The following is a 12,181-nucleotide window of genomic DNA, read 5'->3' as shown; positions in this document are numbered from 1 at the left end:
TTATTAGAGTATCTTCAATTCCTCATCAAGAGAAATCCTGAATGAAGCTATCGAATTGAGATAATTAGTCAAAACTAAAGTTGACTTGATTATCTGTTCACACAATTCAAAATTTTCGAATTATCTAATTAATTTAAAAATTATCTAATTGAAAAGCCATGCCATTATATCATAAACTTGGAGATTTTCCTCAAAAAAGACACACCCAATTCGAAAAGCCAAACGGAGGGTTTTACTATGAACAATTGTTTGGAACCGAAGGTTTTCACGGACATTCGTCTTTGTCCTATCATGTTCACAGACCAACTCAGGTTAAAGAAATTTTAAACTCTTATTCGGTTGAACCAAAAATTGCAATCGGAAAAAATATAAAATCATTACTTTTTAAAGGTTTTGAACTAAAACCAGAAAACGACTTTTTAGACAGCCGAAAAGCAATGTTAGTCAATAAAGACTGTATTATTGGTTTGGCTGCGCCAAAAAAATCGCTTCGAAATTATTTCTATAAAAATGCCGATGCCGATGAAATGCTTTTCATCCATAAAGGAAAAGGAAAACTAAGAACCATGTTAGGAAATATTCCTTTTGAATATGGTGACTATTTAATTATTCCAAGAGGTATTATTTATCAAATTGATTTTGAAACAGAAGACAACCGACTATTTTATGTAGAATCTTATTCTCCATTTTATACTCCAAAACGATACAAAAATCAATCAGGTCAGCATTTAGAACATTCTCCATTTTGTGAACGTGATTTTATTTTGCCAAACGAATTGGAAACCTACGACGAAAAAGGAGATTTTTTAATTAAGATTAAAAAAGAAGGCATGATTCACGAAGTGGTTTATGCTACACATCCGTTTGATGTTGTAGGCTGGGACGGATATAACTTCCCATACGGATTTTCAATTCACAATTTCGAACCTATAACTGGGCGTGTTCACCAACCGCCTCCAGTACATCAAACTTTTGAAACAGCAACTTTTGTTGTTTGTTCATTCTGCCCAAGACTTTACGATTATCACCCAAAAGCAATTCCAGCGCCATACAATCACAGCAATATAGATTCAGACGAAGTACTGTATTATGTTGATGGCGATTTTATGAGCCGTAATAATATTGAGCAGGGACATATTACTTTACATCCAAAAGGAATTCCACACGGACCAGCGCCTGGCGCAATGGAACGCAGTATTGGTCATAAAGAAACTCAGGAATTAGCCGTTATGGTTGATACTTTCAGACCTTTAATGGTTACCGAAGAAGCTATGGGCCTTGATGATGGACAGTACTATAAATCGTGGACGGAGTAATTTTTTAATGTGGCAATATGTCAATTAGATAATTAGAAAATTTCTTTAATTAGAAAATGTGTCAATTTGGAAATTAGACAATTAAATATTGTAATTTTAAACCTACAAAATAAATTATCTCATTATCAAATTTTCTAATTATCATATTAAACAAATGACTTTTAACGAAAAATATAAAGACAACGCTCTTTTAATAAAAACTTTCAATTTTGCATTAAATATAATTGACTACACGACTGAACTTCAAGATCAAAAGAAATTCGTAATCGCAAATCAATTATTAAAAAGTGGAACATCAATTGGAGCAAACTCAAAAGAATCACAAAACGCAGAAAGTAAAGCAGATTTTATTCATAAATTAAAAATTGCGATTAAAGAAGCTGACGAAACAGAATATTAGTTGTTTTTATGCGATGCACATAGCGAATATCCAAAGTGTAGTCGTTTATTAAATGATCTCTCAGAAATTTTAAAAATTTTAAATAAAATAATATCAACATCTAAGAGGAATTAGAAAATTAGAAAATGTGTCAATTAGAAAATTAATGCATTTCAAGAATTATCTCATTTTCTCATTATCAAATTATCTAATTATGAGTAAAGAAGTAAAATCAGTAGAATACGGATTAGAGAAAATATTTGAAGGAGCACAAGATTTCCTTCCATTATTAGGAACAGATTATGTAGAATTCTATGTTGGAAATGCAAAACAATCTGCACATTATTATAAAACCGCTTTCGGATATCAGTCATTGGCTTACGCTGGATTAGAAACTGGAGTTAAAGACAGAGCATCATATGTTTTGAAACAAGACAAAATCAGAATTGTTTTGACAACTCCGTTAACAGCAGATTCTCCAATTAACGAGCATTTGAAAAAACATGGTGACGGTGTAAAAGTAGCGGCTCTTTGGGTTGAAGATGCTACAAAATCTTACGAAGAAACGATGAAACGCGGCGCACGTTCTTTTATGGAACCAACTGTTGAGGAAGATGAATTTGGTCAAGTAGTTCGTTCAGGAATTTACACTTACGGCGAAACGGTTCACATTTTTGTAGAAAGAAAAAACTACAACGGTGTTTTCTTACCGGGCTATAAAGAATGGAAATCAGATTACAACCCAGAGCCAACGGGATTAAAATATATTGATCACATGGTTGGAAATGTGGGATGGAATGAAATGAATACTTGGGTAAAATTCTATGAAGACGTAATGGGATTCGTAAATTTCTTATCTTTTGATGACAAACAAATTACTACAGAATACTCTGCGTTGATGAGTAAAGTAATGTCAAACGGAAACGGAAGAATCAAATTTCCAATTAACGAACCTGCCGAAGGAAAGAAAAAATCGCAAATTGAAGAATATTTAGATTTTTATGGCGGACCTGGAATTCAGCATATCGCCATTGCTACAGATGACATCATCAAAACAGTATCACAGCTAAGAGCACGCGGTGTTGAATTCTTATCAGCTCCTCCTCATACCTATTATCAAGCAATTCCAAAAAGATTAGGAGTACATATGGATATGATGAAAGAAGACATTAACGAAATTGAAAAGTTAGCGATCATGGTCGATGCCGACGAAGATGGTTACCTTTTACAGATATTTACTAAGCCAGTTCAAGACAGACCGACACTTTTCTTTGAAATTATTCAAAGAATGGGTGCAAAAGGGTTTGGTGCAGGTAACTTTAAGGCTCTGTTTGAGTCAATTGAGAGAGAGCAGGAATTGAGAGGAACTTTGTAAAATTGCATTATTTTTACATTATGCAAAAAAAATCTCTGTAAAATGATGATTTTTATGCAAATGTTATGTTAAACTTACTATTTGCTATTTTTTTTATGCACTTTGTATCTATCTTTGCACTCGCAAATCAAGAAGGGGTGGTTTCCTTCTAATTTGATATAAATTTCATAATTTATAGTTTTTTGGTTAGTTAATAGCATAAAAACTCAGTCATTCCTTGACTGAGTTTTTTTGTTTTGGTACATTTGGAATAGAATTTGCATTTATTTACCTTTATTATGAAATGTAAAAATTGTACTATGAAAAAGTTCGTCCTCATTATATTAATTCTAACAACATTTAGTTTTGACACTCAAAAAGAAGACGCTTTTGATACTGGAGAATACTTCAAATTCAGAATTCATTACGGAATTGTAAATGCCGGATATGCGACTCTTGAGATTAAAGATGCTACAATAAATAACAAAAAAGTTCATCACGCCATAGGAAAAGGCTATACAACTGGAATGTCAAAATTCTTTTTTAAAGTCGAAGATTTATACGAAAGTTATTTTGATAAAGAAACTGGAAGCCCTTATCGTTATGTTCGCAAAATTGACGAAGGCGGCTACACTAAAAATCAAGAAGGTTTCTTTAATCAAGCCGAGAACAGAGTTTTAGTAAAAGATTACAAACGAAAAACTGAAAAAACAATTGTAATTAATAACAATGTACAAGACATTGTTTCGTCTTTTTATTATTTAAGAAACCATCCCAATATCGACAAACTAAAATCAGGCGAATCCATTACAATTGATATGTTTTTTGATGATGAAATCACAAAATTTAAGTTAAAATATGTAGGCCGTCAAGATATTACGACTAAATTTGGAACCGTTTCAACAATGGTTTTCAAACCTCTTGTGCAAACAGGAAGAGTCTTTAAAGAAAAGGAAAGCTTAACGCTCTGGATTACAGACGACGACAACAAAGTACCAATCAGAATCAAAGCAGATCTTGCCGTTGGATCTCTAAAAGCAGATCTTGATGAATATAAAGGATTAAAAAATCCGCTTAAAGTTAAAAAGAAATGAACCTAACTGATCATTCAGAATCAATTTTAAAAGAAATTGACCTTAAATTTCAAGCAATAAATCAAAAAACTGAGGTTCAGTTAGAAGGTTTGCTTTGGTCAAAACCAATTACATATTGGGATTACATACAAACTGATGCTCTTTTAAATCTACAAATACAACGCACCACACTTCCTGACGAAATGGTTTTCATCATGTATCATCAGGTAAACGAATTAATCTTTAAAATGATTTTGTGGGAAATCGATCAAATTGCTGATACAGAAAACATTCAGGCCGATTTTTTCAGCGAAAGACTTTCAAGAATCACACGTTATTTTGATATGCTTACAAATTCGTTCAGTATTATGGAGAACGGCATGGAAGTAGATCAATACATGAAATTCAGAAATACACTTACTCCTGCCAGCGGTTTTCAAAGTGCGCAATACAGATTGATCGAATTTGCATCTACAGATGTTATTAATTTAACAGACCGCAGATACAAAGCAAATTTTGACGAAAACACAGCTCTTGAAATAAGCTTTGAGCATTTATATTGGCAGGCCGCAGGAAAAGATTATCAAACTGGCGAAAAATCTTATTTGCTAAATGAGTTTGAAAAAAAATACAAGGATCCGTTTTTAAGACAAATGACTTCGTTTAAAACGAAAAACATTTGGCAGAAATTCTCTCAATTACCAATCGAAGATCAACAAAATAGTGATTTAATCGCAGCCATGCGTCACTATGATAAAACCGTAAATATTACTTGGGTAATGCAGCATTTAAACACTGCAAGAAAATACATCTTAGAAAGCGGAAAAGGAACGGGAGAAGCAACAGGCGGAAGCGACTGGCAAAAATATATGCACCCAAAATACCAACGACGCATCTTTTTTCCTAAATTGTGGACCGAAGATGAATTGTCTAACTGGGGGAACGAATAAACTACTTTAGTTTCCCAAAAAATTTAAAAGTTTGAAAAAAGCATTCGTAATTATAATAGTATTATTTTCAATATTTTCATGCAATAAAACCGCCGAAAAGGTTGAAACAAAAACTATTAAACCAAAAACCAAAAAAGTAGAATTTGGTTTTAATTATGCTGACTTCAATGTGGTTAACGATACTATCGAAAAAGGAGATTCTTTCGGCTCAATAATTCAAGGCCAAAATATTGGCGACAAACAAGTTCATAATATTGTAGAACAAGTAAAAGATTCTTTTAATGTAAGATCGATTCGCTACAATAAACCGTTTACTTTACTTAGAGCTAAAAATAAAACTAACAAATTACAAGTATTTATTTATCAGCCAGACGCATTATCTTATTATGTAATTGACTTAAGAGACAGCATCGCAAAAGCATATAAAAAAGTAAAACCTGTTACTTTAAAGCGTAAAATTATTGGCGGCGTTTTAAAAAGCTCACTATCTGAAACTCTTGGAAATGAGAGTGTAGAAACAGCACTTGCCAGCAGAATTACAAAAGTATTCTCATGGTCGATTGACTTTTTTAAACTAAAAAAAGGAGATCGTTACGGACTAATTTTCACAGAACGATTTATAAATGGCAAAACTTATGATGGTGTTGAAGAACTAGAGGCCGCTTTTTTTGAATATAAAGGTAAAATCGTTTATGCATTTCCATTTGAAAGAGATACCACATCAGGAAAAATTGAGTATTATGATGACGAAGGAAAAACATTAAAAAACTTTTTCTTAAAAACACCAATCAAATTCAGCCGAATCACTTCTCGCTTTACTGCGAATAGATTCCATCCTGTACAACATACTTGGAAAGCACACAAAGGAACAGATTATGCAGCACCAACAGGAACTCCAATTTCAACAACTGCATCAGGAGTTGTTGAAGCTACAGGATACACAGCAGGAAACGGAAACTTTGTAAAAGTAAAACACAACGGAACTTACTCTACTCAATACTTACACATGTCACGAATTTTAGTGCGACGCGGGCAGCGTGTTACACAAGGACAAACTATTGGATTAGTAGGAAGCACAGGACTTGCAACCGGGCCTCACGTTTGTTACCGATTCTGGAAAAACGGTGTTCAGGTAGATGCACTTCGACTTAATTTACCAACTGGTGAATCTTTGACTGGAAGTGACAGAACTCGTTTCATGAAACAAATCGAACCTTTGAAAAGAGAATTGGACAGTATTGGGAATTTGTAAACTTATCAATTAGAGAACATGAAAAACGCTCGGCTTAAAGCAATTTACAATGAAACTTTTTCAGGTTTAAAACTATTTTACAGAGACACAAATTTACCAGAGAACTTAATTTCGAATTACAAAATCGGGCAGATTATTCAAGAAAAAGGTTTTACTGATATGACTTCAATTGGCGGTGGTCTTTGTGGAAATTTTAGATATTTGATTGCCAGCGCTCATCCTAAAGATTTATCAAAATTCAATCCCGATTCAGCAAAAATCGGACATTTTCTCTTAGATTCCATTGCTTATTTTAAAGTTCTAGATATTCAAAAAAATTGAAGATAAAACACAGGTTTTTCTTTTAAATATTCCCGATACCTCAATTTCGCTTTTTAAAAATTCTTCCTCAAATCTTGAAGAAGAAATTATCGAAAAGGCAAGAAAAAAATTCAGCACCAAAATCAATTCACCTTTAATCCCAGAGTTACAAACCGAGAACTGGAAAGAAAGAACGAAGTCTCCAATTGGAATGAGTGATAATGGCGAATTATTCTTTGATGATTCTAAGATTAAAGCAGAACCTTTAAAAAGAATAGAAATCAATACAGCCGAAAAAACTATAACAGTTAACAAAAAACCTTGGTGGAAGATTTGGTAAAACTTTAATTCAAAAACATCTTTTATCAAATCACAAATTAATTAATGAAAAGAATACTATTTGCATTCTCATCGACAATAATACTCGGATGTTCTAATCCAAAGATTTTCATTTTAAAGGATTCAAATGAAAACAAATACTACGCATCAGAATTAATCAATAATGCTTTTGAAAAAGATCAAATTGATGAATCTCCCCTAATCGTAATAAACGGAATTCCATTTAAATACAACAAACTGCAAGACACTATTTTATTACCCTTGAAAAAATCAGAGATCATAAATCTGGATTTTTTAAACAAGAACAGCAGTCGTATAATATATAACGAAAAAGAAAATGATGGTGCTGTCATAATAACAGCAAAAATCAAAAATTGAAAGCATCAATCTCATAAATCGTTTTCGTAACTATTTGTTATATAATCCAGAACCACTGCCCTTTTAAAAGTTATTTCAGTATTTTTGTGTTTCTAAAAAAAACTAAACTTCAATAAAAATACAAATGGCTTTAAACACAACAAACCCAACCGGGACTGAAGCGTGGAAAAATCTGCAAAACCACTATAACGCAATTCACGAAACTACAATACAAGAACTTTTTCAGCAAGATAATGCTCGTGCTGCAAAATTCAACTTACAATGGAATGACTTTTTAGTTGATTATTCTAAAAACAATATCAGCCAAGAAACCATTTCGTTATTATTAGAATTAGCAAATTCTATTGGATTAAAAGATGCAATCGCACAATATTTTGGCGGAGCAATCATTAATCAAACTGAGAACAGAGCTGTTTTACATACTGCTTTACGTGCTCCAGAATCGGCAGTTATAAAAGTTGATGGAGAAAATGTAATTCCTGAAGTTTACGAGGTAAAAAACAAAATCAAAAACTTTACAGAAGAAGTAATTTCTGGAGAAAGAAAAGGTTTTACCGGAAAAGCTTTTACAGATATTGTAAATATCGGAATTGGAGGTTCTGATCTTGGACCTGTTATGGCTGTTGAAGCTTTACAGTTTTACAAAAACCACTTAAAAACGCATTTCGTTTCAAATGTTGACGGCGATCACGTAAACGAAATAATCAAAAAGTTAAATCCAGAAACTACACTTTTCTTAATCGTTTCTAAAACTTTTACCACTCAGGAAACTTTATCAAATTCTGAAACTATCAAAGAATGGTTTTTAAAATCGGCTTCACAAGAAGATATTGCAAAACACTTCGTAGCAGTTTCAACAAATATCCAAAAGGTAACCGAATTTGGAATTAATCCTGATAATATTTTCCCAATGTGGGATTGGGTTGGCGGAAGATTTTCTCTTTGGAGTGCAGTTGGTTTAAGTATCGCGCTTGCAATTGGCTTTGACAATTACAACCAATTATTAGTTGGAGCAAATGAAATGGATGAACATTTCAAATCAACAGAATTTGATGAAAACATTCCTGTAATTTTAGCTTTATTAAGTGTTTGGTACAATAATTTTTATGGAGCCGAAAGCGAAGCTTTGATCCCATACACACAATATTTATCAAAATTGGCTCCTTACTTGCAGCAGGCAACTATGGAAAGTAACGGAAAAAGTGTCGGTCGTGACGGAAAACCTGTAAACTACCAAACAGGAACTATTATTTGGGGGGAACCAGGAACAAACTCACAGCATGCTTTCTTTCAGCTAATTCACCAAGGAACAAAAAGAATCCCAACAGATTTTGTTGGATTCATAAAACCGCTTTACGGAAATGAAGATCATCATGATAAATTGATGTCAAACTTTTTCGCACAAACAGAAGCTTTAATGAACGGAAAAACTCCGGCACAAGTTCAAGCAGAATTTGACAAACAAGGACTTTCTGAAGAAAAAGCTTCTTATTTATTACCATTCAAGGTATTTACTGGTAACAAACCGACGAATACTATTTTGATTGAAAAATTAACACCAAAAAGTTTAGGTTCATTAATTGCATTATATGAACACAAAATTTTTGTTCAAGGTGTTATCTGGAACATTTTCAGTTTTGACCAATGGGGAGTTGAATTAGGAAAACAACTGGCAAATTCAATTTTAGATGAAATTAACTCTAAAACGGTAAAAAATCACGACAGTTCTACTACATTTTTATTGAACCACTTTTTGAAGAATAAATAAAACCTTAAAAAATAGAGTTTTATAACCTCCTGAAACGCCTTAAATTAACAAAATTTAAGGCGTTTTTTCGCATAAACACCCAGCAAAACGGCAGTTTATCGTAAAAATTTGCAGGTTTAACACTACACAATTGAACACATTCTTACGATTTTAACAAAAAACAGGCATGTAAAATCAAAAAAACGTTGTTTTATGCAAACAAAAAAGAAAAAATCATTTTAATGCGCAACAAATTTTATAAAACTTATTTTTCTTAACATTTTGATAACACTATCTGATTTAATTGTTATAATTTTGCCAAAAACAAATAACAAAAACAACAAATGAAGAAAATGAAAAATTGGTTACTTACAGGACTATTTTTTATGGTAGTTTCAACTGTATTTTCTCAGGGAAAAATTACTGGTACTATTACTGATGGTATAGTTTCATTACCAGGAGCTAATGTAGTTATCAAAGGTTCTACAACATCAACATCTACTGATTTTGATGGGAAATTTACTATTGATTCACCTACAAACACTGGAGAATTATACATCACTTACTTAGGTTACAACAACTTAACGGTAAAATTCACAGTTTCTAAAGGAGCTACAACTAACTTAGGAAAAATTGTTTTAGAATCTGATTCTAACCAATTAGAAGAAATTGTTGTAATGGGTAAAGGAATTATCGATTTAGCTAAAGATAGAAAAACTCCTATTGCGGTTTCTACTATTAAAGCGGCAGAAATTCAAGCAAAAATTGGTACTGCAGACATTACACAAACTATGGTAAATACTCCATCTGTTTATGTTGCTGGTCAATCTGGAGGTTACGGAGATTCAAGAATCAGTGTTCGTGGATTTGCTCAAGATAACACCGCTTTCTTATTAAACGGTCAACCAATCAACGGAATGGAAGATGGTAAAGTATACTGGTCTAACTGGTCTGGTTTATCTGATATTGCAAATGCAGTTCAAATTCAAAGAGGTTTAGGTTCTTCAAAATTAGCTATCTCTTCTGTAGGAGGTACCGTAAACTTCATTACAAAAGCTACTGAAAAGAATGAAGGTGGTTTTGTTTCTTTAGGAGTTGCAAATGACAACTACTTCAAAACTACTGCTGCTTACAACACAGGTATGAGCAAAAGCGGATGGGGAACCAGCGTAATGCTTACTCACTGGCAAGGTGACGGATACAATGACGGAACAAAAGGTGAAGGTCAAACTTACTTTATTTCTGTTGGATACAAAGCTAATGACAAACACAGTTTCAACTTCTTGTTAACTGGTGCTCCACAATGGCACGATCAAAACTTTACAAAATCTATTGACAGCTATTTAAAATACGGAAGAAAGTACAACAATAACTGGGGTACTCAAAACGGAGAGTACAAATCTGAAAGAACAAACTACTACCACAAACCAGTTGCTAACATAAACTGGGATTATGATATCAGTGATAAAACACAACTTTCTACCGTATTATACGGATCTTGGGGAAGAGGTGGAGGAACTGGAAGCTATGGTACTAAACCAGCTACTCCTGCAGGAGGTCAAATAAACTTTGACGGTATCCTTGCAAGCAATCAAGCTATTGTAGACGGTAAAGGAAATGCTGACGCTAGAAGTACAAATGGTGCTTACGTAATTAGAGCTAGTGTTAATAACCATGCTTGGTACGGTTTAGTATCTAACTTAAAAAACCAACTTACTGACAATTTAGCTTTAAACGTTGGTCTTGACTTAAGAACTTACAAAGGAACACACTTCAGACAAGTTTCTGACTTCATGGGATTGTCAAGCTGGACTGACACAAGAAACCTTAAAGATGGTAATAGCAACCCAAGTGGTACTATGAAAAGTAACTATGTTACAGAATCTGGAAGAGCATTACCTTGGCCAGGAACTTTCAACACAATTGCAGAAGACCAAAGAATTGACTACGACTACGGAGAAACTATTTCTTACGGTGGTGTATTTAGCCAGTTAGAGTATTCTAATGACAATTTCTCAGCATTCTTCCAAGGATCGCTTTCAAATCAATCTCATAGCAGAGTTGACAGATTCGATTACTTGCCACAGAATCAAGATTCTAAAAAAGTTAACAACGTAGGATATAACGTAAAAGGAGGAACTAGCTACAAAATTGCTGAACAACATACAATTTATGCAAATGCTGGTTACTATTCTCGTCAACCATACCACGATAACATCTATTTGAACTTTACAAATGCGGTAAACCCATTAACTGAAAACGAAAAAATATTTGGTCTTGAAGCTGGATATACTTTCGCTTCAAAAATAGTAACTGCAAGTGTTAATGCTTACAGAACTTCTTGGAAAGACAGAGTTACAACTACATCTACTACTGCTACTGCTGCTGATGTTGTTAAATATCCATCTTTACAGTTAGGAGATTTAATTTACAAAACTAACGAAGGTGTTGAGCAGGTTCATACTGGTGTAGAGTTAGATTTCGTTGCAAAACCAACTCATAATCTTAACTTAACAGGATTCTTATCAGTTGGTGACTGGCAATATAAAGGTAATACAGTAACTACAACTAGAGACGAAAGCTTATCTACTTTAGACAAAGTTCAACAAGATGTTGACGGTGGAAAAGTTGGAGATGGTGCTCAAGTAACTTACGGTTTAGGTTTCAGATATGAATTTGTTAAAAACCTTTCTATCGATGCTGACTGGAGATATTATGACAAATTATACTCAAATGTTGGTGCTGTAAAAAACAACTTAGAATTACCAAGCTACGATTTAGTTGACTCAGGTATCTCATACAAATTGTTTATTGGAAAAGGAAAACACGATTCTATCGGATTTAGAGTAAATGTTAACAACGTATTTGATGAAGTTTATTTATCTGAATTAACTACTGCTACAGCTGTAACACCTACTTCAAACAACTACAAAGGAATTAACGTTGCAAACACAGGATACTTTGGTTTAGGAAGAACTTGGAACTTTAGCTTACGCTACAATTTCTAATAAAGAACCAAACTAAATAAGAAAAAACGGCATTGACTTTTAAGTTTAATGCCGTTTTTTATTGCCCATTTTTGTTATATTTGTT

11 protein-coding genes are annotated in these 12,181 nt (G+C 33.1%); all 11 read left to right on the top strand.

Annotation, left to right across the window (positions count from 1 at the left end; translation table 11 throughout):
* Positions 1-158: 158 nt before the first annotated feature.
* The 11 genes from ACHRVL_RS04450 (at position 159) to ACHRVL_RS04400 (ending at position 12,096) form a co-directional block, all read left to right on the top strand.
* Entirely contained in the window at positions 159-1,316 is a 1,158-nt protein-coding gene (locus ACHRVL_RS04450; RefSeq protein WP_395410653.1) for a homogentisate 1,2-dioxygenase, read from the top strand.
* Between the two features lie 154 nt (positions 1,317-1,470).
* Complete coding sequence (locus ACHRVL_RS04445; protein WP_395410651.1) at positions 1,471-1,716, top strand: four helix bundle protein; 246 nt, start codon at positions 1,471-1,473, stop codon at positions 1,714-1,716.
* Positions 1,717-1,909: 193 nt separating this feature from the next.
* Entirely contained in the window at positions 1,910-3,070 is a 1,161-nt protein-coding gene (gene hppD / locus ACHRVL_RS04440; RefSeq protein ID WP_395410649.1) for a 4-hydroxyphenylpyruvate dioxygenase, read from the top strand.
* A 299-nt stretch (positions 3,071-3,369) separates the two neighbouring features.
* Positions 3,370-4,143 carry a DUF3108 domain-containing protein gene (locus ACHRVL_RS04435; protein WP_395410647.1) on the top strand — a complete coding sequence of 258 codons (774 nt, stop codon included), beginning with the start codon at positions 3,370-3,372 and terminating at the stop codon, positions 4,141-4,143.
* Positions 4,140-5,072: a tryptophan 2,3-dioxygenase family protein gene (locus tag ACHRVL_RS04430; protein ID WP_395410645.1), complete on the top strand. Its 933-nt coding sequence runs from the start codon at positions 4,140-4,142 to the stop codon at positions 5,070-5,072. Before ACHRVL_RS04435 ends, ACHRVL_RS04430 begins: the two co-directional genes overlap by 4 nt.
* A gap of 31 nt (positions 5,073-5,103) precedes the next feature.
* Positions 5,104-6,324, top strand: a complete 1,221-nt coding sequence (locus tag ACHRVL_RS04425; RefSeq protein ID WP_395410644.1) for a peptidoglycan DD-metalloendopeptidase family protein — start codon at positions 5,104-5,106, stop codon at positions 6,322-6,324.
* An 18-nt stretch (positions 6,325-6,342) separates the two neighbouring features.
* The gene (locus ACHRVL_RS04420) at positions 6,343-6,645 is read left to right on the top strand and encodes a hypothetical protein (protein ID WP_395410642.1); all 303 of its coding nucleotides are present in this window, start codon (positions 6,343-6,345) and stop codon (positions 6,643-6,645) included.
* A 190-nt stretch (positions 6,646-6,835) separates the two neighbouring features.
* Positions 6,836-6,964 carry a hypothetical protein gene (locus tag ACHRVL_RS04415; RefSeq protein WP_395410641.1) on the top strand — a complete coding sequence of 43 codons (129 nt, stop codon included), beginning with the start codon at positions 6,836-6,838 and terminating at the stop codon, positions 6,962-6,964.
* A 44-nt stretch (positions 6,965-7,008) separates the two neighbouring features.
* Positions 7,009-7,341 (top strand): hypothetical protein, encoded by a 333-nt coding sequence (locus ACHRVL_RS04410; protein ID WP_395410639.1) that lies wholly within the window; start codon positions 7,009-7,011, stop codon positions 7,339-7,341.
* Positions 7,342-7,465: 124 nt separating this feature from the next.
* A complete protein-coding gene (gene pgi / locus ACHRVL_RS04405; protein ID WP_395410636.1) occupies positions 7,466-9,109 on the top strand; it encodes a glucose-6-phosphate isomerase in 1,644 nt (547 codons plus the stop codon).
* 332 nt (positions 9,110-9,441) lie between these two features.
* Positions 9,442-12,096 (top strand): TonB-dependent receptor, encoded by a 2,655-nt coding sequence (locus tag ACHRVL_RS04400; RefSeq protein ID WP_395410635.1) that lies wholly within the window; start codon positions 9,442-9,444, stop codon positions 12,094-12,096.
* Positions 12,097-12,181: the final 85 nt, after the last annotated feature.

It is taken from the genome of Flavobacterium sp. FlaQc-28, from assembly GCF_044007415.1.
Taxonomy (GTDB): Bacteria; Bacteroidota; Bacteroidia; order Flavobacteriales; family Flavobacteriaceae; genus Flavobacterium.
Note: the sequence above shows the minus strand (reverse complement) of the source record. Positions and strands in the feature narration are given on the sequence as shown.

Excerpts from the sequence above, each read along its gene's own strand:
- pgi (WP_395410636.1), top strand. The coding sequence starts at position 7,466 with ATGGCTTTAAACACAACAAACCCAACCGGGACTGAAGCGTGGAAAAAT.
- ACHRVL_RS04415 (WP_395410641.1), top strand. The coding sequence starts at position 6,836 with ATGAGTGATAATGGCGAATTATTCTTTGATGATTCTAAGATTAAAGCA.
- ACHRVL_RS04420 (WP_395410642.1), top strand. The coding sequence starts at position 6,343 with ATGAAAAACGCTCGGCTTAAAGCAATTTACAATGAAACTTTTTCAGGT.
- ACHRVL_RS04400 (WP_395410635.1), top strand. The coding sequence starts at position 9,442 with ATGAAAAATTGGTTACTTACAGGACTATTTTTTATGGTAGTTTCAACT.
- ACHRVL_RS04435 (WP_395410647.1), top strand. The coding sequence starts at position 3,370 with ATGAAAAAGTTCGTCCTCATTATATTAATTCTAACAACATTTAGTTTT.
- ACHRVL_RS04410 (WP_395410639.1), top strand. The coding sequence starts at position 7,009 with ATGAAAAGAATACTATTTGCATTCTCATCGACAATAATACTCGGATGT.
- ACHRVL_RS04450 (WP_395410653.1), top strand. The coding sequence starts at position 159 with ATGCCATTATATCATAAACTTGGAGATTTTCCTCAAAAAAGACACACC.
- hppD (WP_395410649.1), top strand. The coding sequence starts at position 1,910 with ATGAGTAAAGAAGTAAAATCAGTAGAATACGGATTAGAGAAAATATTT.
- ACHRVL_RS04430 (WP_395410645.1), top strand. The coding sequence starts at position 4,140 with ATGAACCTAACTGATCATTCAGAATCAATTTTAAAAGAAATTGACCTT.
- ACHRVL_RS04445 (WP_395410651.1), top strand. The coding sequence starts at position 1,471 with ATGACTTTTAACGAAAAATATAAAGACAACGCTCTTTTAATAAAAACT.